Here is a 23,185-nt window from a genome sequence, read left to right as displayed (position 1 = left end):
TGAATGGACGGATGGAGCCAGAACATGCACTTTTCGAACATTGAGGGTATACGCTCATACAGCCTGTTCGGCGAGTCGCAACACCTCCCCGACGTGCTGCACTGCGAGACGATTGCCGAGCGCTCGGTGCTGCACGACTGGGAACTGGCGCCCCACCGGCACGCGCGGCTGCACCAGGTGCTGCTCATTACCTCGGGCGGGGGCGTGGCGCACCTGGACGGCGAACGGCACCCTCTGTTTGCGGGCGCGCTCATCAATGTGCCGCAGGGGCATGTGCACGCGTTCCGCTTCACGCAGCACACCGAGGGTTGGGTGGCCACGCTGGCCGATGAGCTGATGGACGAGATCCTGGTGCGCGTGGGCGATGTGCGGCGCGACCTGGCCCGCCCGGCCGTGGCGCCCGCGCCCCCGGAGCTGCACCAGGCCATGGCCCAGGTGTGGGCCGAGTTCTCGGGCCGTGGCAAGGCGCGGGCACTGGTGCTGCGCGGCCTGGGCGCCACGCTGCTGGGCTGGGTGGCGCGCGCCATCGACGAGCACGACCCCGCCGACGCGCCGGCGCCGGAGTCCGGCCTGGTGCAGCGGCTGGAGGCGCTGATCGAAGCGCATTTTCTGGAGCATTGGCAGGTGGCCGACTACGCGCGGGCGCTGGCCGTGTCGCCCACGCACCTGAGCCGCGTGGCCCGCGCCGCAACGGGCGTCTCGGCCCAGCGGCTGATCGAGGCGCGCCTGATGCGTGAAGCGCGGCGCAACCTGGCCTACACGCACCTGGGCATTGCCACCATTGCCTACACGCTGGGCTATGCCGACCCGGCCTACTTCACCCGGGCCTTCACCCGCGACGCGGGTTTGTCGCCGCGCAGCTTCCGGGCGCAGGTGGCGGCTTCGGTGGCAGCGCACGCCGGGCCGTGACGGCCTGCTGACACGCCGCTGTCAGCAGGCCCCGCACACCATCAGGGCTTCGGTCATTCATCTTCCCCAACGACAAGGAGCCCCTCATGAAAAACGCCATCGCCTGGTTTGAAATCCCCACCACCCAGCTGGACCGTGCCCAGGCCTTCTACGAGGCTGTGCTGGGCCAGCCCATGCGCCGCGAGGCCATGGGCCCGAGCGAAGGCGCGGTGTTTGCCTACGACCCCGCCGCCGATGGCGCGGGCGGCGCGCTGATGATGGGCCCAACGGCGCCGCGGGTATCGGACAGCGGCACACTGGTCTATCTGGACGCATCGCCCTCGCTGGATGCGGCGCTGGAGCGCGCGGTGGCCCACGGCGGCCGCGTCGCCCTGCCCCGCCAGGCGCTGCCGCCGGGCATGGGCTACTTTGCCCACATCCACGACCTGGACGGCAACCGCGTCGGGCTGCATGCGCCCCAGTGACGACTCTCTTCTCATCGCACAAGGAGACTTCCCATGGAAACACAGGAACTGCACCGCGGCCGGCTGATCGACCACATCCAGCTGGTGGTGCGCGACCTTGCGGCCAGCCGCCGGTTCTACGGAGCGGTGCTTGACGCACTGCATGTGCCGATGGGCGGCACGGCCGAGGATTACTTCTGGGCGGACGAGCTGTTCGTCTCCACCGCCGACAGCGTGGCCGCGCAAGGCCACCTCACCGGGCGCCACCACCTAGCCTTCCAGGCGCGGGACCGGGCGATGGTGGACGCCTTCTACCAGGCCGCCCTGGCCCACGGCGGCAAGGACAACGGCGCGCCGGGCGAGCGGCCCTACCACCCCGGCTACTACGCCGCCTTTGTGCTGGACCCGGACGGCAACAACATCGAGGCCGTGTTCCACGGCGAGGCGCAGCGCAGCGCGCCGTCGGTGAAGATCACGTTCTGATGCGCGATCTGCGGCGCGGCGGACGCACCGCAGGTCAATCAGTCAGCCCGCCTCCGGCCGGGCCAGGCCGCGCAGCGGGATGGGCGTGGAGAACACGATGGACGTGCGGGTTTCTCCATAGCCATTGATGTCGCCCAGGAAGCGCTCCAGATCGGGCAGGTCGCGCGCAACGACCTGCATCACATACGAGTCGTTGCCGCTGACATGGTGGCATTCCAGCACGCGGGGCGACTGGCGCAGCTTGTCGATCAGCGCCTTCTTGCCGGGCTGCGGCACGTTGATGCCCACCACCGCCCGCACACCGTAGCCGACCTTGGCGGGGTCGATGTCGGCATGCACGCCGCGCACCACGCCCGCCTCCTGCAAACGCCGCAGGCGCTCCAGCGTGGCGGGCACTGAGAGGCCCACGGCCTCGGCCAGCTCCTTGAGCGAGGCGCGGCCATCGGCCTGCAGCGCACTGATCAAGCGCCAGGCTTTTTCATCGACTTCCATGCAAGCCTTTCCCAACGAACGCAGAAAAAGAAGAAACCCAATTCTGGATTCACCGAATTTTCCGCATTCTCCACCGCCAGCCGCCCCCCTAGCATCGGTGCATGGACTTGACGACCTCACTCACGGTATTTCTGCAGGCCGCCGTGATCGGCGTGCTCATCGCGGCCCCCGTGGGCCCCATCGGCCTGCTGACCATGCAACGCACCCTGGAACGGGGCCTTGCGGCCGGGCTGGCCACGGGCTTAGGCGCGGCTGCGGCCGATGCGGTGTATGGCGCCGTGGGCGCCTTCAGCGTGCGCTGGCTCATCGACGGGCTGACCAGCGCCAAGACCCCGCTGGCGCTGGGCGGTGGCGCGCTGCTGCTGGTGCTGGCCTGGCGCACCTGGCACGCGCCCGTGGCCCACACCGCCGCGCCGGCACGCGATGCGCGGGGGCTACTGGGCCTGGCGGCCGGCACCTTTGCGCTGACGCTGGCGAACCCGGCCACCATCGTGTCGTTCATTGCGGTGTTTGGCTCGCTAGGGGCAGGCCGGCCCAGCCTGCCGTCGCCGTGGTGGATGGTGGCCGGCGTGCTGGCGGGCTCGGCCGCGTGGTGGCTGCTGCTGACCAGCGCCATCGCCCACCAGCGGCAACGCTTTACGCCGGCCTGGCGCCAGCGCATCAATCGGGCATCGGCCCTGCTGCTGGGCGGGTTTGCGCTGTGGCAGTGGGGGCAGCTGGTCTGAGCCAGCGCCCTGAGCAAGGCGGCTCCACCAAGGTACTGACACTGCGCTGTCAGCAGCGCGCCCGCACCATCGGCGGCTTGTTTCCCCAGGAGGCTTTCATGACGCATGCATTGCTGCAACACACCCTTTGGCCGGACGCCGAGCCCGCGCGCAGGTCCGTGCCGGCGGCAATCTCTGCCGGCCCCACGCACCGCAACTGGATCGCGGTGGCCAGTGCCCAGCATGCCCGCAGAGGCTGCGCCACGCCGGGCGCGGGCTTCATGCAGGTGTGCCACGGCAAGGCCGCGCCGCTGCGCCGCGTGCAAGCGGGGGACCGGGTGGCCTACTACGCGCCCACCGTCACGATGGGCGGCAAAGAGAAATTGCAGGCATTCGTCTCCATCGGCATCGCGCAGCCCGGCGATCCGTATGCGTTCGACATGGGCGGCGGGTTCGTGCCCTTCCGCAAGGATGTGGCCTATGTGACGGCGCAGGAGGCGCCCATCGCCCCGCTGCTGGACCGCTTTGAATTTGTGGAAGACCGCACGCGGTGGGGCGCCAAGTTCCGCTTCGGGCTGTTCGCGGTCAGCGACCACGACATGCGCCTGATTGCGCAGGCCATGCAGGCGGACGTGCGGCTGCTGGGTCTTGCATGACGCGGGCTCTCGCGCGCAGGCCGCGCGCAGAGCCGGGCGCCGTCAGCACACGGCCATGAGCCTTTCCACCACCCGGCGCTGGGCCAGGGTGAGGGCGCGGTAGCCATGGCGCAGCCAGCGCTGCACGATGGCGTGGATTTCGCGTTCGCCAGCGGACATGGTGTTCTCCTTGTGGATGGTGCAACGGCATCGGCAGGGCGCCTGCCGCAACGGGCGGCGAACGCCCCGGCCGTTCGCCAAGGCCCCCGCCCCGGTGCCACTGTGCCCATGTGCGCCGAAGCTGGTGGCGCAATGAAGGGGCGGGATTGGGGCTTTTTCCGCCGCTGGCCACGGGCGCTCAGGGCGCCGTGGCGCCCGGCACCTAGGCGTCGACCACGGCATGGGGCGGATCGGTCGTTTCGGCCCGATTGTGCTGCGGAACGCTTCGCCGGAAAAGCTATTAATTTGATAGCTTCCAGCGCTTACCCCATAAGCGCTGGAGGCCAAAAACGCCTTGAAACAAGCGCTCAGGGGTGCGCCGGACCTGCCCGCACGCGTGCCAGCGCCGCGGGCACGTCGCCCCATGCGGGCCTGCCGGGTGCATAGCGCTGGCGCAGGTAGTACGCCAGCTCGGTGATCTGCGCATCGCTGAGCGCGTGGCCGAACGCGGGCATGAAGCCGATGTCGCGCGCGGCGGGTTCGCGGATGCCGTGCACGATCACCTGCAGCAGGTTGTCGGGCCGGTCGCTGTGCAGGTTGGTGTTGAGCGCCAAGGGAATGTTCACGCCCAGCAGCTGGGGCCCGTCGCCATCGTGGTGGCAGGCGGCGCAGGCGCCGTTGAACAGGCGCTGGGCGGCGCCGGGCAGTGGCGCCTGTGCGGCCGCCTGGGCCACCAGCGCGGGGGCGGTGACCTGCGCGACAGGCTCCGCAGGAACCGCCTGGAACGAAGCCAGGTACGTGGCCATGGCGCGGATGTCGCTGTCGGGCAGCTGGGCCAGCTCGCGCACCACCGGGGCCATGGGACCGGAGGCGCTGCCGTGCTCGGGGCTGTGGCCGTGGCGCAGGTAACGGTAGAGCGCATCGGCGCTCCACGGCACGGGGGCTTTGGACAGCGCGGTGAGCGCGGGAGCCTCCCAGCCGTCGATGAGCGTGCCCGACAGGAAGGCCGCGCCGCCCTGCTCTGCGCCCAGCGCATTGCGGGGCGTGTGGCACGCGCCGCAGTGGCCCACGCCCTGCACCAGGTAGGCGCCGCGGTTCCATTCGGGCGGGCGGTTCGGGTCCGCCTGGTACGGCGTGGCGTCGTGGAACAGCGCGTTCCAGCCGGCCATGAGCGGGCGCACGCTGAACGGGAAGGCCAGCTCGGTCTTGGGCACCTCGGCGCGCACGGCGGGCTGGGCCATCAGGTAGGCGTACAGCGCGGTGAGGTCGTCGTCGCTCATCTTGGCAAACGCGGTGTACGGAAACGCCGGGTACAGGTGGCGGCCATCGCGCGAGATGCCTTCGCGCAGGGCGCGCTGGAAGGCGCTGAAGGACCACTGGCCGATGCCCGTCTCGGCATCGGGCGTGAGGTTGGTGGTGTAGACCTTGCCAAAGGGGGTGTCCATGGCGCGCCCGCCCGCGTTGGTCGTGCCACCGGGCGCGGTATGGCACACGGCGCAGTCGCCCGCCGCAGCCAGGATGCGGCCGCGCTCGATGGTGGCGGCGTTGTAGACCGCTGCGCCGCTGGCGGTCTGCGCCACGGGCGCGATGGACGGGCGCCAGCCCAGCAGCGCGGCACCCACGGCCAAGAGGCCCGCCGCCAGCGCGCCCGCACGCGCCCACACGCTGCGGCGGCGCGGCCAGGGCGCGTTGGCAGGCAAGGTGGGTGCGGGCAGTTCCAGCGTGGGCAGCACGTCGGCGGGCTGCATGGGCGTTGCGCTGCCTTCCGCACCGGCGCCGGCGGCGGCGGCCTCGGCAGCGGCGGTCAGCGGGTTGAGCCCGGCGCGCACCACCTCAGGGGTGAACGGCGGCGCGCGAAAGCGCACGCCCGTAGCGTCGAAGATCGCGTTGGCAATGGCCGCCGTGCCGGGCACCGAGGACGATTCGCCCGCGCCCAGTGGCGCTTCGTCCTGCCGGGGCATGTGCATGACCTCGATGACAGGCACCTCGCGGAAGCTCAGGATGGGGTAGCTGCCCCATTCGCGGGTGTCCACGGCCTGCTTCACGGGCTCGAAACGCACCTGCTCCTTGAGCGCGCGGCTGGTGGTCTGCAGCACGTTGCCGTGCACCTGCTGCTCCACGCCAGCAGGGTTGACCATGAGGCCCGCGTCGTGCCCCACGACCACGCGGCGCACGTGGACCTCGCCGGTGCGCTGGTTCACGTCCACATCGGCCACCCAGGCAGCCCAGGCCGCGCCAAAGCCGGGCCATTTGCTGTGGATGTAGCGCGCGTACGCAAAGCCCTGGCCCTGCACCCAGTCGCCGCCCGCATCCACCTGGCGCGGGCTGGTGCGCGGCTGCCAGCCGGCCTTGGCAGCGGTGGCGCGCACCAGCTCGGCCGCGCGCGGGTCGTTCAGCAGTTGCAGACGGAATTCGACCGGGTCCACGCCTGCCGCCGTGGCCAGCTCGTCCACATACGACTCGTGCGCGAAGGAGTTGGGCAGCGCCGACACGCCGCGCAGCCACGACGCGCGCACGATGGGCGGCATGTCGTTGACGGCGACGCGCAGGTTTTCATAGCCGTACGGAGGGCGGGCGGTGCGGTCGCCCATTTCGTAGGCCTGGGCGGTGGGCTCGATGGTGCGCGTGAGCAGCAGGGCCAGCGTCGGCGCGCCGTTGGAGGGGTAGGACGTCTCGAAGTCGTACGCCGCCACGGTGCCATCGGCGTTGAGCCCGCCGCGCACCTGCATGAGCTGGGCCGTGCCCTTGGGCTCCCACAGGTGCTCCTGCTCGCGCGTGAGCTGCACGCGCACCGGCGCGCCCACGGCACGCGAGAGCAGCGCGGCATCGGCCGCCACGTCGTCGGCGCCGTTGCGGCCGTAGCAGCCCGCGGCCTCCATGCGGATGAGGTCGATGTCCACATCGGCCATGCCCATCAGGCGGGCCAGGTCGGCGCGCAGCACGTGCGGGTTCTGCGTGCCGGCCCACACGGTCATGCGCGGGCGGCCGGTGCCGTCCTCCTGCGCCCGCCACTCGGCCACGGCGCACGAGGGACCGATGGACGCGTGCATCTGGTACGGCCACACATAGGTGCGCGGCATGGGCTGGTCGGCGGCGGCCAGGGCCGCATCCACATCGCCCTCGTCCACCAGGCGGCGCTGCGTGGCGGGGTTGGCGCGGATGGCCTGGGCAATGGCCTCCGGGCTGTCCTGGCGCGGAAAGCCGGGCCAGTCCTTCCAGCGCACCTTCAGGTCGCGCAGGGCTTGCTCGGCCTGTTCTTCGCGCTCGGCGACGATGCCCACGAAGTCGCGGACCACCACCACGGCGCGGATGCCGGGGATGTGGGCGATGGACTGCTGGTCCACCGATTCCAGCGTGTTGCCGATGAAGTCGCCATGGTCAGCCCCCGCATACGGCGGGCGCACCACGCGGCCGTGCAGCATGCCGGGCACGCGCATGTCGTGCACGAAGACGAGTTCGCCACTGACCTTGGCGGGAATGTCCACACGCGGGACCGACTGGCCGACGAGGCGATAGTCGGCTGCGGCTTTCGTGGGGGTGGCGTCGGCAAGTTCCAGGGTGGTGCGTTGGCCGGCCAGCAGGTCGGCATAGCGCACGTGCACGCTGGGGTCGACGGCAGACTGGACCACGCCGTGGTGCACGCGCAAGGTGTCCGCCGGCACATGCAAGCGCTCGGCCGCGCGGGCCAGAAGCCAGTGGCGGGCCTGGGCCGCCGCAATGCGCAGCGGCTTGGCGTGGATCTGGAGGGACGCGCTGGCAATGGTGGCGCCCTGGTTGGGCGCGCGCGTGGTGTCGCCCAGCACCATGTGCACGCAGGGCAGCGGCACGTCCAGCTCTTCGGCCACGATTTGCGCGAGCGCGGTGCGGATGCCGGTGCCCAGGTCCACGTGGCCGTTGAGCGCGGTGACGCTGCCGTCGTCCCACACGGCGATGAGGATCTCCACGCCCTCGGCCGGGTTGCCGGCCACCAGCGCGGGCTGGCCCTTGACCGGCGGCGGCGCGGGCGGCGGGTTGCGCACCACCAGCAGCACGCCGTCGGCGGCATGGAAGTCGGCGCGGGAGCGCGGTGCCTGCGCGCGCGGCTGCGGCGTGGAGGGGGGCCCGCTCATGCCTGGGCCTCGCGCAGCAGCACCGCCGCGCGCTGCACGGCGCGAACGATCTCGACATGCGTGCCGCAGCGGCACAGGTTGGACGACAGCGCGCGGCGGATGGCCGCCTCGTTGGGGTCGGGGTTGCGCTCCAGCAGGGCCACGGCCATCATCACCATGCCATTCAGGCAGTAGCCGCACTGCGCGGCCTGCTCTTCTACAAAGGCCTGCTGCACGGGGTGCAACGCATCCGCACGCCCGCAGCGTGCGGGCAGGCCTTCGAGCGTGGTCACCTCGCGCCCCGCCACGCCCTGCGCAGGTATCACGCAGGCCCGCGCGGCGACCCCGTCCACCAGCACCGTGCATGCGCCGCACTGGCCCAGGCCGCAGCCGTACTTGGGGCCGTTGAGCGCGAGGTCGTTGCGCAGCACGTGCAGCAGCGTGGCGCTGGCGGCCGTGGGGGTGGGCAAGGCGCAGGGCTGGCCGTTGACGAAAGTGACTGGTTGCATGTCTTGGATGGCCCTACGCTTGGGCCACAGATGGCGTGGTGACACCGACAGCGTATGAAGAGCGCACTGCCCAGACCAGTGGCCGCCGCGCAAGGGCCGCCCCGCCGCGCTGGCGGCGTCCCCCTTCCCGCATTGCGCAGCAATGCGAGAGAAGGGGGAAGGCGCGAAGCGCCACAGGGGGTAGCGCCATATCCTCAGCGCTTCAAGGTTCCCGTGCGCGTGTACATCTCCAGGTCCACGAAGTTCGAGCCGTTGTGGTTGTTCGGCCCGTACTGCAGCGGAAAATCGCCCAGCTTCGTCGTGCCCATGTCTTCCATCGCCTTGATGAAGCCCTCGCGCGTGAGGTTGCGGCCCGCGCGCTTGAGCCCTTCCACGAACACGCGCGCGGCGATGTAGCCCTCCAGCATGGTGTAGCTGTCGATCTTTTCGCCCGCGTCGGCACGGTCCTTGCGGTAGTCGGCCACGATGGGCAGGCGGCTGGCCTGGGGCGACGGCACGATGCTGGCCGTGACCAGCCCCTCGATGCCGCCGTTCAGGCGCTGCGCCGAACCGGGCGCATCGGTGATGCCCACCGAGATGGTGTACAGCGGCGACGCAGCGCCCGCCGCGCGGTAGTCGCGCAGGAACACCTCCACCATCTTGCCGGCCATGATCATCACCACCGCACCCGGCTGGGCCTTGGTGAGCTGGGCCACCTGGGGCTTGGCGTCGGTGGCGGCAATCTCCATGGGCACGGAGTCCACCACCTTCACCTTCAGGCCCTGGGCAATCTGCAGGCAGGTGTCGAGGTTGGATTTGCCGAACGCGCTGTTCTGGTAGATGACGGCGATGTTGTTGATGCCCAGCGTGGCCAGGTGCCCCACGATCTTGCGCAGCTCGGCCTCGTAGCTGGCGCGCACATGGAAGAGATAGCGGTTGTGCGCGGTGCGGAAGGACGTGGTGCCCACCAGGGGCGCAAACATGGGCACGCCGGCCTTTTCGGCCAGGGGCATGGCGGCAATCAGGTTGCCCGTGGCCACATAGCCGATGAGGGCGAAGACCTTGTCTTCGTCGATGAGCTTGGCGGTGTTCTCGGCCGTCTTCTTGGGGTCGTAGACATCGTCGTAGGAGACCAGCTCCAGCGTGCGGCCCTGCACGCCGCCGGTCTTGTTCACCTTGTCGAAGACCAGGGCGATGCCCGCCTTGTAGTCCACGCCGAAGTCCTTGGCCGGGCCGGTGAACACGGCCGACTGGCCCACCTTGATGCGGGTGTCGGTAACCCCCGTTTCTGCGGCCGCTGCCCCTGACCACGCCACACCGGCCGCCGCCAGGCCCACCATGGCAGTCCGGCGGTCGATGCATCCATCCTCCACTCCTCGACACTTCATGTAGCGCTCCTTACATAAAGGCGCAAGTTTCAGGGTTGGCATGGCCGGTGCGCAAGCACCGGGCCGTGTGATATTTTGTAACCGTCGGAAGGCGTGGGCTGCGCACCACACGCCGGTTTTCACACGCTCAGGTAGGCGCGCCGCACCTCGTCGTTGGCCGTCAGCTCAGCCATGCTGGCCTGGTAGCGGATCTGGCCCTTCTCCAGCACATAGGCCCGGTCGGACACCAGCTCGGCAAAGTGCATGTTCTGCTCGGACAGCAGGATGCTCACGCCCTGCTCCTTGAGCTCCAGGATCATGTGCGCCATCTGCTCGACGATCACCGGCGCCACGCCTTCGGAGGGCTCGTCCAGCAGCACCAGGAACGGGTTGCCCATGAGCGTGCGGGCCACGGTGAGCATCTGCTGCTCGCCGCCGCTCATGCGGCCGCCCGGGCGCTCGCGCATCTCGCCCAGGTTGGGGAACAGCTGGAACAGGCGCTCGGGCGTCCACACCGGCGCCGCCGAGCCGTCGGGCCAGGTGCGCGCGGGCTGGCGGCCCACCTCGAGGTTCTCCATCACCGTGAGGTCGGTGAACACGCGGCGGTCTTCCGGCACGAAGCCCAGGCCCAGGCGCGCAGCCTCGTGCGGGTCGCCGCGCGAGAGATCGTGGCCCATGAAGCGGATGCTGCCCTTGCGCTTGGACAGCAGCCCCATCAGCGTCTTGAGCGTGGTGGACTTGCCCGCGCCGTTGCGGCCCATCAGCGCCACGACCTCGCCCCGGCGCACCTCGAGATCCACGTCGTACAGGATCTGCGCCGCGCCGTACCAGGCCTGCAGGCCCTGGGCCTGCAGCAGCACTTCTTTGTTGTTGTCGCTCGTCGTCATGGTCATGCCGGGGTGGCCGCAGCAGCTGCGGGCTTCTTTTCAAACGTCTTGCCGGTGCCGAAGTACACCTCCTGCACCTTGGGGTGGTCGCGCAGCTCCAGGGGCTTGCCTTCGGCGATGAGGCGCCCGCGCGCCAGCACGATCATGCGGTCGGCATAGGCGAACACCACATCCATGCTGTGCTCGGTGAAGAGCACCGCCATGTTGCGGTCGATCACGAGCTGCTTGGTCAGCGCCATCAGCTCGTTGCGTTCCTTGGGCGCCATGCCGGCCGTGGGTTCGTCCATGAGCAGCAGCTTGGGGCTGTTGGCCATGGCAATCGCCAGCTCCACGCGCTTGACGTCGCCGTAGGCCAGCACGCTGCAGGGGCGGTCGGCCTGGGCCTTCATACCCACCTGGTCGAGCAAGGACAGCGCCTCGCTGCGCTTGTGGTCCGAGGCCTTGCGCCACATCGAGAACAGCCGGTGGTCGTGCGAGATGAGCGCCATCTGCACGTTCTCGACCACGGTGAGCGAGGCGAACGTCTCGGCAATCTGGAACGTGCGGCCCACACCCAGGCGCCAGATGTCCCGCGGCCGGCGCCCCACCAGTTCCTGGCCGTCCAGCAGGATGGAGCCCGCGTCGGCCGCGAGCTGGCCGTTGACCATGTTGAAGGTGGTGGACTTGCCGGCGCCGTTGGGGCCGATCAACGCCAGCAGCTCGCCCGCGGCCAGTTCGAAATGGATGCCATCCACGGCCTTGACGCCCCCGAAGGATTTGCCCAGGCCGGCGACTTTGAGCAGGCTCATGCCTGGCCCTCCTTTGCTTCACGCCGGTTGTCGAAGACCTGCCGGATGGCGCCCGCGATGCCCTGCGGGAAGAGCAGCACCAGGATCAGGATGATGGCGCCCAGCATGGCGCGCCAGTAGTCGGTGTTGCGGGCCACGGTGTCGTGCAGCCAGGTGAAAGTGACGGCCCCCACCACCGGGCCGGCCAGCGTCTGGATGCCGCCCAGCAGCACCATGACCAGCCCATCCACCGACTTGCCCACGTGCAGCGCCTCGGGGGAAATGCTGCCCTTGGAAAACGCGAACAGCGCCCCGCCCAGGCCGGCGAACACGCCGGCGATGACGAACGCCGTCCACTGCATGCGCTTCACGTCGATGCCGATGGCATCGGCCCGCAGCACGGAATCCCGCCCCGCCCGCAGCGCGTAGCCAAACGGCGAGAACAGCACCCGGCGCAGCAGCAGCACGCCGCCCACGACCAGGGCCAGGGTGAGGAAGTAGTAGTTGCGCTTGTCCGACAGCCACTCGGCCGGCCACACGCCGGTCAGGCCGTTGCTGCCGCCCGTGAAGCCGTCCCACTGGTAGCAGATGGCCCAGGTTATCTGTGCAAAGGCCAGCGTGAGCATGGCCAGGTACACGCCCGACAACCGCACGCAGAACCATCCGTAGAGCAGCGCCCCCGCGCCCGCCGCCAGCGGCGCCAGCACCAGCGCCAGCTCCATCGGCATGCCGGCCGCGCGCACCAGCAGCGCGGCGGCATAGGCCCCTAGCCCGAAGTACGCCGCATGCCCGAACGAGTGCATGCCCGCCGGCCCCATGATGAAGTGCAGGCTGGCCGCGAACAGGGCGGCGATGAGCAGGTCGATCATCAGCACCGTGAAATACGGCGAGCCGGCCGTGAGGAACGGCAACGCCACCAGCACGGCCACCAGCGCCACGCCGCCCGCCCGGTACCACGGCGGCGAGGCGCGCAGCGGCGCTTCTGGCAGGCCGGCGTTGCGGCTCACGCCCTGCGGGCGGCCCATCAGGCCCCACGGCCGCCAGACCAGCACCACCGCCATCACGAGGAACTCGACCACCAGCGTGAGCTTGGAGAACGAGACGCTGATGCCGAAGATCTCCACCACCCCCAGCCAGATGCACACCGCCTTGATTTCGGCAATCAGCAGCGCCGCCACGTACGCGCCGGGAATGGACCCCATGCCGCCCACGACCACCACCACAAAGGCGGCGCCGATGGTGTTGAGGTCCATCTCCAGTGTGGCCGGCTCGCGCGGCAGCTGCAGCGCGCCGCCCAGGCCCGCCAGCAGCGCGCCCAGGGCGAACACGGCGGTGAACAGCCAGGCCTGGTTCACGCCCAGGGCGCCCACCATCTCGCGGTCCTGCGTGGCGGCGCGCACCAGCGTGCCCCAGCGGGTGCGGGTCAGCAGCAGCCACAAGAGGCCCAGCACCACGGGGCCGACGACGATCAGGAACAAATCGTACGAAGGGAACTGCCGCCCCAGGATGTTCACCGAGCCCGACAGCCCCGGCGCGCGCGGGCCCAGCAGCTCTTCAGGGCCCCAGATCCACAGCGCAGCGTCCTTGATGACCAGCACCAGCGCGAAGGTGGCCAGCAGCTGGAACAGCTCGGGCGCCTTGTAGATGCGGCGCAGCAGCAGCACCTCCACCGCCGCCCCCAGCAGGCCGACGGCCACGGCCGACAGCAGCAGTGCGGGCCAGAAGCCCAGGCCCGTGCCCAGCTTGGCCACCAGCGAGTAGGCGATGTAGATGCCGACCATGAAGAACGAGCCGTGCGCAAAATTCACGATGCGCGTGACCCCGAAGATCAGCGACAGCCCAGCCCCCACCAGGAACAGCGAGGATGCCCCCGCCAGCCCGTTGAGCAGCTGAACGACAAAACTCGAAAAACTCATCGAAGTCTCCGCGATGCAATATGCGCACCGCCCACAGCCTATGAAACCGGCGCACTCCCCACCAGGGCAGCCGGGCAAGGGCCACCCCGCAGCGAGGGCCGCGTCCCCCTTCCCGCGCGTGGCGCGAGAAGGGGCTGAGAGGCGCGGCTCCACGCCTGCAAGTGCAGGCATGCGCGTCCTCGAAGAGCGAACGTTTCGCGCGTTCGCACCGAGCGGCGAAGCCGCTCAGGGGGATGCTCCTTATTCAGGACGCATCTTCTTGACTTCGTCGTTCGACGGCTGCACCTTCGCGCCGTCGACGTAGCGGTAGTTCACCATCACGCCCTTGCCGCCTTCGTTCTTGGTGCGGCCCACGAAGCCGCCCATGGTGGACTGGTTGTCTTCCGGGCGGTAGACGATGGTGCCGAACGGCGTGGGCACCTGCAGGCCCTTGAAGGCGGCCACGAGCTTTTCCGCATCGGTGGAGCCGGCCTTCTTCATGCCTTCGGCCAGCGACTTGATGGCGCTGTAGCCCACGATGGAACCCAGGCGCGGGTAGTCATTGAACTTGGCCTGGTAGGCCGTTTGAAAGGCCTTGTGCTCCGGCGTCTGGATGCCGTACCAGGGGTAGCCGGTGACGATCCAGCCGTTGGGTGCCTCGTCCTTGAGCGGGTCCATGTACTCGGGCTCGCCGGTCAGCAGGCTGACCACTTCGCGGCCCTGGAACAGGCTGCGGGTGTTGCCCTCGCGCACGAACTTCGACAGATCGGCGCCGAAGAGCACGTTGAAGATCGCGTCGGGCTTGGCGTCGGCCAGCGCCTGCACCACGCTGCCCGCGTCCACCTTGCCCAGGGGCGGGGCCTGCTCGGCCACGAACTCCACGTCCGGCTGCGCGGCCTTGAGCAGCTGCTTGAACGTGGCCACGGCCGACTGCCCGTACTCATAGTTGGGGTACACCAGGGCCCAGCGCTTCTTCTTGAGGGCTGCAGCCTCCGGCACCATCATCGACACCTGCATGTAGGTGGAGGGCCGCAGCCGGTAGGTGTAGCGGTTGCCGTTCTGCCAGACGATCTTGTCGGTCAGCGGTTCGCCCGCCAGGAAGAAGAATTTCTTTTGCTTGGCGAAATCGGTGAGCGCCAGGCCGACGTGCGAGAGGAACGAACCAGTCAGCACGTCCACCTTCTCGCGCGAGACCAGTTCCTCCGCCGCGCGCACCGCGTCGCCCGGATTGCCGTTGTCGTCGCGGATGACCAGCTGGACCTTCTTGCCCAGCACGCCCCCGGCGGCGTTGATCTCGTCCACCGCCAGCTCCATGCCCTTCTTGTAGGGCTCCAGGAAGGCGGGCTGGGCCTTGTAGCTGTTGATCTCGCCAATCTTGATGGCATCCTGTGCATGCACGGGGGCCAGCGTGAGAGCCAGCGCGGCAGCCGCCGTGGCACGCATGAGGGTTTGTCGCATCGTCATGGGAAACACTCCTGAAAGGTGGGGTTGGAGGGAAAGGTCCGTGGGAAAGCGCCGTGCGCGATGGTAGTGCGGCCAGGGCGCTCAGCGCAGGCCGTCAACACCCTGGATGTCGGAAACCTGCAGGCCGCCGATGCGGGCCAGGGGCCGGCCGCTGGCCGTGACGGCGACCGCGACCACGATTTCGTTGGCGCGCGGCGCATCGGCCACGCGGGCTTCCATGGCATCGAAATGGCTGCGCACGTAGGCGGCATCCTTGTGGCCCAGGGGCACATCGATGGCCGTGCCCAGGCCGCCCACCTTCTTGCTGGAGGGCACCAGGGCCGCGCCCTTTTCCACCGCCGCGCGCAGCGGCGCGCCGAGCTTGGGATGCAGGAGGGCGGCTGCGTGCTCCAGCTCCCCGGCCTCGCCGACGATGGCCGCCTTGCCGTAGCTCTGGGCCTGGCCGGGTTCGATGCCCAGGGCCTGCACGCAGCGCTGGCCCAGCAGGCCGCCCAGTTCTTCGCCCATGGCGATCAGCGCATCCAGGTTGTCGGCATAGCGGCCGGCATACGGGTTTTCAATCACGGCCATGGCGAGGGCGCGGCGCGCGGGCGGCTGCACCTCGCGCCCCATTTCGATGCGCACTTCGTCGGTCTGAACAATGATCTTCCGGATCTTGGCGGTCATGTCTCATGCTCCTTCGGTCTAGGGGTTGAGCGGGGGGCTTGCCCGCTCAGCGCAGGCCATTCCACTGGCTGATGTCTTGCGCCTTCAGGCCGCCGACGCGCGCGTGGATGCGGGCACCGGTGCTCATGGCCAGGATGAAGACAATTTCATCGGACGCGGGTGCTCCCGGCACACGCACCTCGATGGCGTCGAAGTGGCTGCGCACATAGCTCGCGTTGATATGGGTCAGCGGCACATCCAGCGCCGCGCCCGGCCCGCCCACTTTCTTGGTGGAGGGCACGATGGCCAGGGCATTGGCCTTCTGCCCGGTCTTGGCTTCGGCCTGGCCCTGCGCATAGGCGTTGCGGTCGCCCTTCCAGCCCAGCAGCTCGCGCATGGCGTAGCCGCCCGGCACATGCCACAAGGCGCCATGCTCCAGCTCGCCCGCGGCCCCCACGATGGCGCCCTTGCCGTAGGTCTCGATGCGCTCTGCCGGCACGGCCATGGCCCCCAGCAGCCGGCGCGCCATGTCCAGGCCCACGTCCTGCAGCGCGTCCATCATGGGCAGGATGTCGGGTTCGTACCGGCCCGCGTACGGATTGGTCAGCACCGCACCGATGGCGCCCCGCAACAGCGGCACATCGGCCTGCGGCCCGAATTCGTGCCGGACTTCCTCCACATGGGTGAAAACGCGTCGTATCTGGATCATTGTGAAAGCCTGTGGTTTTCGTTAAGCAAATACCGAACCAACTACCGATTCCTCAACCCCCTCGCGCGGCCCTGGCGCAGCCAGCACCGCCTGCGCCGACGCCGTGGCCATGGACCGGCCTTGGCACACCAGCAAGGCGCCCCACAGCAAGCCGTCGGCCTGCAATTCTTGCGCCTTTTGCCAGCCGGCGCGCAGCGCAGCATGCACGATGTCCGAAGGCAGGGCCGGCACATCCACCGTGACCAGCAGGTCGCCCAGGTCGCTGTCATCCCGCACCTGCCACGCGGGAGCGCGGCGAACCCGCACGTCCTGCACGTTGACGGCATTGGCAACGACGGTGGCAGCCGCATCGGCCTGCGCCGCCGTGGCGGCCAGCACGGTCACGCTGTCGGCAATGCCCAGCGACTGGCTGCGCCCGCGCCATCCACTGGTGGCCACGCCCCGCACCGGCAAGGTGCTGGCAATGCGCACGGTTCCATCCAGCGCTATGCCGCGCGCCCACGCCGCCGCATTCAGCGCGGACAGGTCAGCGTACACGCCCACGGTGACAGAGCGGCCGGGCGCCAGGTACAGGGCGATGTCTCCGCCGTTGTTCACCCATGCCCGGTCGATGCCCTCGCCCCCGCAGGCGTCCAGGATCTCTTGCGCCACAGCCCCCGCCACCGCCGCCATGGGCGTTATGAAGCCGGCACGGTACGGCGCGCAGGCGGCCCACATGCGGCGCGCGACGGCACCGCGCAGGGGACAGTCGGCCCCCACGGGCGCGCGCAGCGCCGCCAGCTCGGCCACCAGCTCCTGCAAGAGCCCATCAAAGCGCTGCCAGGCGCGCTCATGCGCCCGGGCCACCGCCAGTGGCGCCCCGTCGACCTGCAGGACGAGGTCGATGGGACCATGCTGGAAGTGCCAGCGGCCACCCGGCAGGAGCTTTCGGCAGGCATTCATGGCGAACGGCGGCGTTCAGCCCAGCAAGGGCGGCTGCCCGAGCGGCCAGGGGTTGGAGGCCGGCAGCGCCTGCCACTGGCGCGCCTGGGGCGCGCCATCGTTGTGCCACGCACCGTGCGCCAGCACCTCGCGCAGGCTGCGGATCTGCTCGACATGCCCGCCCAGCGCGGCATAGTCTGCCCGCCGCATGCTGAACTCGATGGGCGCAACGATGGCCGGCGTGGGCACGGTGCCAAAGCTGTTGTCCGGCATGCGCAGCACGTCGGCCATGACGGTGATGCCGCCGCCCGGCCACACGTAGGCCGGCGCGCCGCCACACGTGACGTTGACCAGCGCCTGCTTGATGGACCGCGTGAGCAGCACGGGGTTTTCGGTGACGCCCGCGCGCAGGCTGCCGCCGGCCCCGCCCAGGAACAGCACGGAAGCCAGCGACGGCTCGCAGTTTTCGCCAATGCGGTCCACGATGCGCCGCACACCCTGGGGCATGGACGCCTCGACCGGGCGCAGCGCCTCGTCCAGCACATACCAGGATGCGTGCTCGCCGGTGGTCGACGTCATCAGCAGGCGCAGCCCGGGCCACGCGACAGCGGGATCCCAGCCTTCGATGATGGACAGCGGGTCCGCGATGTCGGTGCCGCCCCAGCCCGTGCCGGGGTTCGCGACCTGGAAGTAGCGGCCCGGCGTGGATTTGCGCCCGCGCATCTGGATGCCGGACGGCCTCATGTCCAGGCAGCGGCCGGCCTGGTGCTCGGTGAGCACCCCGGTGATGTGGTCATCCACCACGACCACCTCGTCCACATGCCCGTAGAACTGGCGCGCAAAGATGCCGATGGCCGCCGAGCCGCAGCCCACGCGCATGCGCTGCTCGGCCACGCCGTTGACGATGGGCGCCTGCCCGGCCTGGATGACGAGCTGCGATCCGCCGTCGATGGTGAGCTCCACCGCCTGCTTGTTGCCCAGCAGCTGCATCATTTCGGCGGTGATGCGGCCTTCCTTCTTGGTGCCGCCGGTCAGGTGGTGCACACCGCCCAGCGAAAGCATCTGGGAACCATATTCCGCCGTGGTCACATGGCCCACGACCTCGCCCTTGCAGCGCACATTGGCCTGCTCCGGGCCGAGAAAACGGTCGGTGTCGATCTTCACCTTGAAGCTGCAGTAGCTGAAGATGCCTTCGGTGACCACCGTGACCATGTCCACGCCCTCGACCTGGGAGCCCACGATGAAGGGCGCGGGCTTGTAGTCTGGGTAGGTGGTGGACGAGCCCACGCCCGTCACGAAGACCTCCTCGGAGAGCAGCAGGTCTCCCGACCACGGCGGCGGCACCTGGGGGGCGCCCGCTGCGCCTTCGCCACCCGCCGGCCCTTGGGTCCCTGGGACTCCTTGGCCCCCCTCTGCCGGCGCTGCCGGGCGTGCCGCAAACGGCACCAGCGCGGGCTCGTCCGCTTCCAGGGTCTTGCGCAGCAGCACCACCGGGTCCAGCCGCACCAGCACGCCGGCCTGGTTGGCGTAGCGGTCGCAGGCGCCCGCGCGGCCTTCCGAGATCTGGCAGAGCACCGGGCAGGCGTTGCATTCCACCTTGGCGCCGCTCATGCGGTCGTTGCGCGGCCGCGCGCGCTCGAGCACCTGCGGCAGGTCTGGCGTGTCCATGCCGGGAAGCCCGTCGGTCTTGGTGTGTTCTGTCATCGTGCGGCCCATCCATTGCATTGATGCAAGTGCTTGTACGCGCTTGGCGTTTTGTGTAGCATTCACTTAACTTAAATGTTGTGAACGCTACATTGATCGCGAATGTAGCGGAATCGCCAAGGGTCCGCAATGGTGTTTTTGCGGCCCCAAAAACGGTGCATGAGGAGCCCCAAAATGACGCACGTTGTGACGGATGCCTGCATTCGGTGCAAGTACACCGACTGCGTCGACGTCTGCCCGGTCGACTGCTTCCGCGAAGGTCCCGAGTTTCTGGTGATCGACCCGGACGAATGCATCGACTGTGCGGTGTGCATTCCGGAGTGTCCGGCCAATGCGATCTACGCCGAAGACGACTTACCGCAAGGCCTGGAGAACTTCCTCGCGTTCAACAAAAAACTGGCGCCCACCTTGCCCACAATCACCAAAAGAAAGCCGGCTTTGCCAGATGCGGAACAATGGAGGGTTGTGAGCCACAAGCTTTCCGGCCTGGATATCGCGTGGTAGAGCCTTTCCGGGGCCCCGGCTTCAGCCAGCTTTCCTTATTAGCTACCAACTTTTCCTTCTAACGCACCATGAGCGCTTTTCTTGACGAACGCGTCCTGACGGTTCACCACTGGACCGACCGCCTGTTCTCCTTCACCACCACGCGCGACACCGCGCTGCGCTTTTCCAACGGCCATTTCACGATGATTGGCCTGCGCGGCGAGAACGGCAAGCCGCTGCTGCGGGCCTACAGCATCGTGAGCCCCAACTACGAGGAGCACCTGGAATTCCTGTCCATCAAGGTGCCCGACGGCCCGCTGACCTCGCGCCTGCAGCACATCAAGGTGGGCGACACCATCGTGGTGGGCAAGAAGCCCACCGGCACGCTGCTCATCGACTACCTGCTTCCGGGCAAGCGCCTGTACATGCTGTCCACCGGCACGGGCGTGGCTCCGTTCCTGAGCCTGATCCGCGACCCGGAGACGTACGAGAAGTTTGAGGAAGTCATCCTGGTGCACGGCGTGCGCGAAGTGAAGGAGCTTGCTTACCACGACTACATCACGCAGGAGCTGCCCCAGCACGAATTCCTGGGCGAGATGGTCACGAAGCAGCTCAAGTACTACCCGACGGTGACACGCGAGCCCTTCAAGCACCAGGGCCGCGTCACCACCATCATTGAAAACGGCCAGCTCGCCCGCGACCTGGGACTGCCCGCACTGAATCCCGCGGAAGACCGCGTGATGATCTGCGGCAGCCCGGAGATGCTGCGCGACCTCAAGCACATGATGGAAGAGCGCGGCTTCAACGAAGGCAACACCACGAAGCCGGGCGACTTCGTGATCGAACGCGCCTTCGCAGAGCAGTGATCCCACGGCGGGTCCCCCGGGAAAGCCCCGGGAGGCCGGCCCCACTCCTTCAGGACCCGCCATGTCTGCCACTCCCACCAAGGCCCGCACCGCGTCCAGCCGAGCCCACTCCGCGCGCAAACCCGGGGTCCGCGAGCAGGCCGCCCAGACCACGCGCGACAACATCCTGAAAGCGGCGATCAAGGTATTTGCCCGCTATGGGTACGAAGGCGGCAGCGTGGAGAAGATCTCCAAGGCGGCCAAGTCCTTCGACCGGATGATCTATTACTACTTCGGCAGCAAGGAAGGCCTTTTCATCGAGGTCCTGGAAGAAACCTACCGCCGCATGAACGATGCCGAGTCCAAGCTGGATCTCGACACGGCCCAGCCCCTGGAGGCCCTGCAGGACGTGATCCGGTTTGTGGTGGGCTACTACCGCAAGAACCCGGAGTTCATCACGCTGCTCAATACGGAGAACCTGCACAAGGGCAAGCACATCTCCAAGTCGATGCGCGCCCGTGAATACTCGTCGCCGGCCATCGAAGTCATCCGCAGCGTGCTGGACAGCGGCCAGGCGCAGGGCCTGTTCCGCAAGGACGTGTCGGCGCGCGATGTGTACCTGCTGATTGCGGCCACCGGCTACTTCTACATGTCCAACCGGCACACGCTGTCTGCCTTCCTGGGCGAAGACCTGGAAACGCCCGATGCGCTGGCGCACTGGGAAGCCTTCGTCATCGATACGGTGCTGCGCGCCGTGGCGCCGGGCCCGGTGCGCCCCAAGGGCAAGGCCGCCGCCTGAGCCCGCCGATTTTCGTTGCGCGGGCGCCCTGCCCGCATTCCCCACCCCCACCAGGAGAATCCATGGCAGAAGCAGCGGCCGGCGGCAAATCCGGCAAAGTCGTCATCAAGAATATCGGTCTGTTGTTGTCGGGAGACCTGGACCGCCCCATCCTCGACGCCGACACCCTCGTCGTCCATGACGGCCTGATCGTGGCCGTGGGCCGCGAAAAGGACTGCGACACCGAGCACGCGCAGACGGTGATCGACGCACGCAAGACGTGCGTGGCCCCGGGCCTGATCGACAGCCACGTGCACCCCGTGTTCGGCGACTGGACGCCGCGCCAGAACCAGCTGGGCTGGATCGACTCCACGATGAATGGCGGCGTGACCACCATGGTCTCGGCCGGCGAAGTCCACCTGCCGGGCCGGCCCAAGGACATCGTGGGCCTGAAGGCGCTGGCGATCACCGCCCAGCGCGCGTTCGACAACTTCCGCCCTGGCGGCGTGAAGGTGCTTGCCGGCGCGCCGGTGATCGAGAAGGGCATGACCGAGCAGGACTTCAAGGACCTGGCCGATGCGGGCGTGAAGCTGCTGGGCGAGGTCGGCCTGGGCTCGGTCAAGGCCGGCTACGAGGCCAAGGACATGGTGGCCTGGGCCCGCAAGCACGGCATCCAGAGCACCATCCACACGGGCGGCCCGTCGATTCCCGGCTCAGGCCTGATCGACAAGGACGTGGTGCTGGAGGCCGATGCCGACGTGATCGGCCACATCAACGGCGGCCACACAGCCCTGCCCTGGAAGCATGTGTGCGAGCTGTGCGAGAAGTCCTCCCGGGCCATCGAACTGGTGCACAACGGCAACGAGAAGATTGCCATCCAGGCCGCGCGCGCGGCCATGGAGCTCAAGTGCCCGCACCGCGTCATCCTGGGCACCGACGGACCCGCGGGCTCGGGCGTTCAGCCGCTGGGCATGCTGCGCATGATTGCGCTGCTGTCCAGCCTGGCGGACATTCCTGCCGAACTGGTGTTCTGCTTTGCCACCGGCAACACCGCGCGCCTGCGGGGCCTGAACTGCGGCCTCATCGAGGTGGGCCGCGCTGCGGACTTCGTCTTCATGGACCGTGCCCAGCACACGGCCGGCGCTTCGCTGCTGGAGAGCGTTCAGCTGGGGGACATCCCCGGCATCGGCATGGTGATGATCGACGGCATCGTGCGCTGCGGCCGCAGCCGCAACACGCCGCCCGCCGCCGAAATCCCGGTGGTGCTGTAGGCCGCCGCACGCGGCGGCCCGCAGCGTCAATACGTGTCGGCGACGCGAACGGTTCCCGGCTGCGCGGGGCCGTAGGGCTCGGCGGCCCGGGTCGGTGCGCCGTCGTCCACGCGGAAGCCCTTGCCCTGGAGCACCACGGGGGTTCCCACGGCCGTGGGCTGCGCGCGCGTGAAACGCCGCACCGAGCCGTCGTCCATGCGCACGGCGATCTGGTACACCGTCTGGGTGCGGGTGCGCTCCTCGACCTTGTGGCCCACGTAGCCTCCGCCCACGGCTCCCAGCACCGTGGCGGCCGTGCGGCCCGACCCCTTGCCGATCTGGTTGCCGACCACCGCGCCCAGCACGCCGCCCGCGACGGCCCCCACGCCGGTGGCCGGGGCAGCCTGCTGCACGGCGTCCACCGATTCCACCCGGCCGCAGACGGCGCAAGCTGGCGCTGGCGCCACGGTGCGCACCGGTTGCGGGCGCGGGTGCGCGGCAGGCTGCTGGGCGGCATACGCCGGGGTGGCCGGCGGCGCGGCGGCGGCGGCCCGCACGGCGCCCAGGCCCCGGGGCAGGTTGCTCTGACTCTGGGCGCCCTGAGCTGCGGGCGGGTTGGGCGCAGCGGCAGCGCCGGGTGGCGGGACCGGGGCCGCAGCCAGCTCGGCCGGGGCGCTTGCGGTGGACTGTGGGGCGCGACTTTGCACGACCAGCGTGGTGCCCAACGCCACCACGCTCACGCCCAGCACGCCGACAGCGGCCCACAGCCATTTGATGGAGGGCCCGGCGGCGGCAGCCACGCCCGCCGGCGGCGCCGGGTGCTGCTCTGGTGAAACGACAAGGCTCATGAGGATTCTCCGAAGAAGGTCTTGAGGTTCCAGACACAACGCTGGAACAAGGCCCGCAGCCTACCGGCCCGCACCCCAAAAGCGCACGAAGGCGCTGTAAGGGACGTAAGAAGCTGTTTGCAGAGCATCCTCTTGCACCCAGGCCGTGTTCCCATGCCTTTTGGCCGCTCGCGCCCGGCTCCAAGCCCGGCGCGCGAGCGGGGTACGGAACGAAAAGGAGC

The 23,185-nt window shown here is 69.0% G+C and carries 22 protein-coding genes; 9 read left to right on the top strand and 13 right to left on the bottom strand.

Translation table 11 applies throughout. The features are described from left to right. The first annotated feature begins 24 nt into the window (after positions 1-24). The 3 genes from ACOYR3_RS01905 to ACOYR3_RS01895 all read left to right on the top strand — a co-directional run bounded on the left by ACOYR3_RS01905 (position 25) and on the right by ACOYR3_RS01895 (position 1,835). On the top strand, positions 25-909 hold the full coding sequence (locus tag ACOYR3_RS01905; protein ID WP_422844837.1) for a helix-turn-helix domain-containing protein: 885 nt from the start codon (positions 25-27) through the stop codon (positions 907-909). 86 nt (positions 910-995) lie between these two features. After that, positions 996-1,373 carry a VOC family protein gene (locus ACOYR3_RS01900; protein ID WP_422844836.1) on the top strand — a complete coding sequence of 126 codons (378 nt, stop codon included), beginning with the start codon at positions 996-998 and terminating at the stop codon, positions 1,371-1,373. A gap of 33 nt (positions 1,374-1,406) precedes the next feature. Continuing rightward, the gene (locus ACOYR3_RS01895) at positions 1,407-1,835 is read left to right on the top strand and encodes a VOC family protein (RefSeq protein WP_422844835.1); all 429 of its coding nucleotides are present in this window, start codon (positions 1,407-1,409) and stop codon (positions 1,833-1,835) included. 42 nt (positions 1,836-1,877) lie between these two features. Here ACOYR3_RS01895 and ACOYR3_RS01890 read toward each other — a convergent pair whose 3' ends face one another. Then, the gene (locus ACOYR3_RS01890) at positions 1,878-2,327 is read right to left on the bottom strand and encodes an Lrp/AsnC family transcriptional regulator (protein ID WP_422844834.1); all 450 of its coding nucleotides are present in this window, start codon (positions 2,325-2,327) and stop codon (positions 1,878-1,880) included. 101 nt (positions 2,328-2,428) lie between these two features. Between ACOYR3_RS01890 and ACOYR3_RS01885 the strand changes: the two genes are divergently transcribed. After that, the gene (locus tag ACOYR3_RS01885) at positions 2,429-3,052 is read left to right on the top strand and encodes a LysE family translocator (RefSeq protein ID WP_422844833.1); all 624 of its coding nucleotides are present in this window, start codon (positions 2,429-2,431) and stop codon (positions 3,050-3,052) included. A 98-nt stretch (positions 3,053-3,150) separates the two neighbouring features. Next, complete coding sequence (locus ACOYR3_RS01880; protein WP_422844832.1) at positions 3,151-3,687, top strand: EVE domain-containing protein; 537 nt, start codon at positions 3,151-3,153, stop codon at positions 3,685-3,687. Positions 3,688-4,193: 506 nt separating this feature from the next. Here the strand turns inward: ACOYR3_RS01880 and ACOYR3_RS01875 are convergent. The 11 genes from ACOYR3_RS01875 to ACOYR3_RS01825 form a co-directional block, all read right to left on the bottom strand. Further along, positions 4,194-7,934, bottom strand: a complete 3,741-nt coding sequence (locus tag ACOYR3_RS01875; protein WP_422844831.1) for a molybdopterin cofactor-binding domain-containing protein — start codon at positions 7,932-7,934, stop codon at positions 4,194-4,196. Next, positions 7,931-8,422, bottom strand: coding sequence for a (2Fe-2S)-binding protein (locus ACOYR3_RS01870; RefSeq protein ID WP_422844830.1), 492 nt, complete (start codon positions 8,420-8,422; stop codon positions 7,931-7,933). Before ACOYR3_RS01870 ends, ACOYR3_RS01875 begins: the two co-directional genes overlap by 4 nt. Before the next feature lie 194 nt (positions 8,423-8,616). Continuing rightward, positions 8,617-9,789: an ABC transporter substrate-binding protein gene (locus ACOYR3_RS01865; protein WP_422844829.1), complete on the bottom strand. Its 1,173-nt coding sequence runs from the start codon at positions 9,787-9,789 to the stop codon at positions 8,617-8,619. Between the two features lie 119 nt (positions 9,790-9,908). Next, positions 9,909-10,661: an ABC transporter ATP-binding protein gene (locus tag ACOYR3_RS01860; protein ID WP_422844828.1), complete on the bottom strand. Its 753-nt coding sequence runs from the start codon at positions 10,659-10,661 to the stop codon at positions 9,909-9,911. Further along, positions 10,658-11,443, bottom strand: a complete 786-nt coding sequence (locus ACOYR3_RS01855; protein WP_422844827.1) for an ABC transporter ATP-binding protein — start codon at positions 11,441-11,443, stop codon at positions 10,658-10,660. Before ACOYR3_RS01855 ends, ACOYR3_RS01860 begins: the two co-directional genes overlap by 4 nt. Then, positions 11,440-13,338 (bottom strand): ABC transporter permease, encoded by a 1,899-nt coding sequence (locus tag ACOYR3_RS01850; RefSeq protein WP_422844826.1) that lies wholly within the window; start codon positions 13,336-13,338, stop codon positions 11,440-11,442. Before ACOYR3_RS01850 ends, ACOYR3_RS01855 begins: the two co-directional genes overlap by 4 nt. Before the next feature lie 240 nt (positions 13,339-13,578). After that, the gene (locus tag ACOYR3_RS01845) at positions 13,579-14,781 is read right to left on the bottom strand and encodes an ABC transporter substrate-binding protein (RefSeq protein WP_422844825.1); all 1,203 of its coding nucleotides are present in this window, start codon (positions 14,779-14,781) and stop codon (positions 13,579-13,581) included. 81 nt (positions 14,782-14,862) lie between these two features. Further along, complete coding sequence (locus tag ACOYR3_RS01840; protein WP_422844824.1) at positions 14,863-15,447, bottom strand: amino acid synthesis family protein; 585 nt, start codon at positions 15,445-15,447, stop codon at positions 14,863-14,865. A gap of 46 nt (positions 15,448-15,493) precedes the next feature. Beyond that, positions 15,494-16,135 carry an amino acid synthesis family protein gene (locus ACOYR3_RS01835; protein ID WP_422844823.1) on the bottom strand — a complete coding sequence of 214 codons (642 nt, stop codon included), beginning with the start codon at positions 16,133-16,135 and terminating at the stop codon, positions 15,494-15,496. Positions 16,136-16,156: 21 nt separating this feature from the next. Further along, complete coding sequence (locus ACOYR3_RS01830) at positions 16,157-17,077, bottom strand: UPF0280 family protein (protein ID WP_422844822.1); 921 nt, start codon at positions 17,075-17,077, stop codon at positions 16,157-16,159. 15 nt (positions 17,078-17,092) lie between these two features. Further along, positions 17,093-18,760 carry a 6-hydroxynicotinate reductase gene (locus tag ACOYR3_RS01825; RefSeq protein WP_422844821.1) on the bottom strand — a complete coding sequence of 556 codons (1,668 nt, stop codon included), beginning with the start codon at positions 18,758-18,760 and terminating at the stop codon, positions 17,093-17,095. Positions 18,761-18,934: 174 nt separating this feature from the next. Here ACOYR3_RS01825 and fdxA point away from each other — a divergent pair, with 174 nt between their 5' ends. From fdxA to ACOYR3_RS01805, 4 genes are all read left to right on the top strand, one after another. After that, a complete protein-coding gene (gene fdxA / locus ACOYR3_RS01820) occupies positions 18,935-19,264 on the top strand; it encodes a ferredoxin FdxA (protein WP_422844820.1) in 330 nt (109 codons plus the stop codon). Positions 19,265-19,332: 68 nt separating this feature from the next. Beyond that, positions 19,333-20,109, top strand: a complete 777-nt coding sequence (locus ACOYR3_RS01815) for a ferredoxin--NADP reductase (RefSeq protein ID WP_291489039.1) — start codon at positions 19,333-19,335, stop codon at positions 20,107-20,109. A 61-nt stretch (positions 20,110-20,170) separates the two neighbouring features. Beyond that, positions 20,171-20,887, top strand: coding sequence for a TetR family transcriptional regulator (locus tag ACOYR3_RS01810; RefSeq protein ID WP_422844819.1), 717 nt, complete (start codon positions 20,171-20,173; stop codon positions 20,885-20,887). Between the two features lie 62 nt (positions 20,888-20,949). Further along, entirely contained in the window at positions 20,950-22,137 is a 1,188-nt protein-coding gene (locus ACOYR3_RS01805) for an amidohydrolase family protein (RefSeq protein ID WP_422844818.1), read from the top strand. 26 nt (positions 22,138-22,163) lie between these two features. Here the strand turns inward: ACOYR3_RS01805 and ACOYR3_RS01800 are convergent, their stop codons facing one another. After that, on the bottom strand, positions 22,164-22,964 hold the full coding sequence (locus ACOYR3_RS01800) for a glycine zipper 2TM domain-containing protein (protein ID WP_422844817.1): 801 nt from the start codon (positions 22,962-22,964) through the stop codon (positions 22,164-22,166). Positions 22,965-23,185 lie beyond the last annotated feature (221 nt).

This window comes from Acidovorax sp. M2(2025), from assembly GCF_049330835.1.
Classification (GTDB): Bacteria; Pseudomonadota; Gammaproteobacteria; order Burkholderiales; family Burkholderiaceae_C; genus Acidovorax.
Note: the sequence above shows the minus strand (reverse complement) of the source record. Positions and strands in the feature narration are given on the sequence as shown.

Coding starts and splice junctions, on each gene's coding strand:
- ACOYR3_RS01905 (WP_422844837.1), top strand. CDS start 25: ATGCACTTTTCGAACATTGAGGGTATACGCTCATACAGCCTGTTCGGC.
- ACOYR3_RS01900 (WP_422844836.1), top strand. CDS start 996: ATGAAAAACGCCATCGCCTGGTTTGAAATCCCCACCACCCAGCTGGAC.
- ACOYR3_RS01895 (WP_422844835.1), top strand. CDS start 1,407: ATGGAAACACAGGAACTGCACCGCGGCCGGCTGATCGACCACATCCAG.
- ACOYR3_RS01890 (WP_422844834.1), bottom strand. CDS start 2,327: ATGGAAGTCGATGAAAAAGCCTGGCGCTTGATCAGTGCGCTGCAGGCC.
- ACOYR3_RS01885 (WP_422844833.1), top strand. CDS start 2,429: ATGGACTTGACGACCTCACTCACGGTATTTCTGCAGGCCGCCGTGATC.
- ACOYR3_RS01880 (WP_422844832.1), top strand. CDS start 3,151: ATGACGCATGCATTGCTGCAACACACCCTTTGGCCGGACGCCGAGCCC.
- ACOYR3_RS01875 (WP_422844831.1), bottom strand. CDS start 7,934: ATGAGCGGGCCCCCCTCCACGCCGCAGCCGCGCGCGCAGGCACCGCGC.
- ACOYR3_RS01870 (WP_422844830.1), bottom strand. CDS start 8,422: ATGCAACCAGTCACTTTCGTCAACGGCCAGCCCTGCGCCTTGCCCACC.
- ACOYR3_RS01865 (WP_422844829.1), bottom strand. CDS start 9,789: ATGAAGTGTCGAGGAGTGGAGGATGGATGCATCGACCGCCGGACTGCC.
- ACOYR3_RS01860 (WP_422844828.1), bottom strand. CDS start 10,661: ATGACCATGACGACGAGCGACAACAACAAAGAAGTGCTGCTGCAGGCC.
- ACOYR3_RS01855 (WP_422844827.1), bottom strand. CDS start 11,443: ATGAGCCTGCTCAAAGTCGCCGGCCTGGGCAAATCCTTCGGGGGCGTC.
- ACOYR3_RS01850 (WP_422844826.1), bottom strand. CDS start 13,338: ATGAGTTTTTCGAGTTTTGTCGTTCAGCTGCTCAACGGGCTGGCGGGG.
- ACOYR3_RS01845 (WP_422844825.1), bottom strand. CDS start 14,781: ATGACGATGCGACAAACCCTCATGCGTGCCACGGCGGCTGCCGCGCTG.
- ACOYR3_RS01840 (WP_422844824.1), bottom strand. CDS start 15,447: ATGACCGCCAAGATCCGGAAGATCATTGTTCAGACCGACGAAGTGCGC.
- ACOYR3_RS01835 (WP_422844823.1), bottom strand. CDS start 16,135: ATGATCCAGATACGACGCGTTTTCACCCATGTGGAGGAAGTCCGGCAC.
- ACOYR3_RS01830 (WP_422844822.1), bottom strand. CDS start 17,077: ATGAATGCCTGCCGAAAGCTCCTGCCGGGTGGCCGCTGGCACTTCCAG.
- ACOYR3_RS01825 (WP_422844821.1), bottom strand. CDS start 18,760: ATGACAGAACACACCAAGACCGACGGGCTTCCCGGCATGGACACGCCA.
- fdxA (WP_422844820.1), top strand. CDS start 18,935: ATGACGCACGTTGTGACGGATGCCTGCATTCGGTGCAAGTACACCGAC.
- ACOYR3_RS01815 (WP_291489039.1), top strand. CDS start 19,333: ATGAGCGCTTTTCTTGACGAACGCGTCCTGACGGTTCACCACTGGACC.
- ACOYR3_RS01810 (WP_422844819.1), top strand. CDS start 20,171: ATGTCTGCCACTCCCACCAAGGCCCGCACCGCGTCCAGCCGAGCCCAC.
- ACOYR3_RS01805 (WP_422844818.1), top strand. CDS start 20,950: ATGGCAGAAGCAGCGGCCGGCGGCAAATCCGGCAAAGTCGTCATCAAG.
- ACOYR3_RS01800 (WP_422844817.1), bottom strand. CDS start 22,964: ATGAGCCTTGTCGTTTCACCAGAGCAGCACCCGGCGCCGCCGGCGGGC.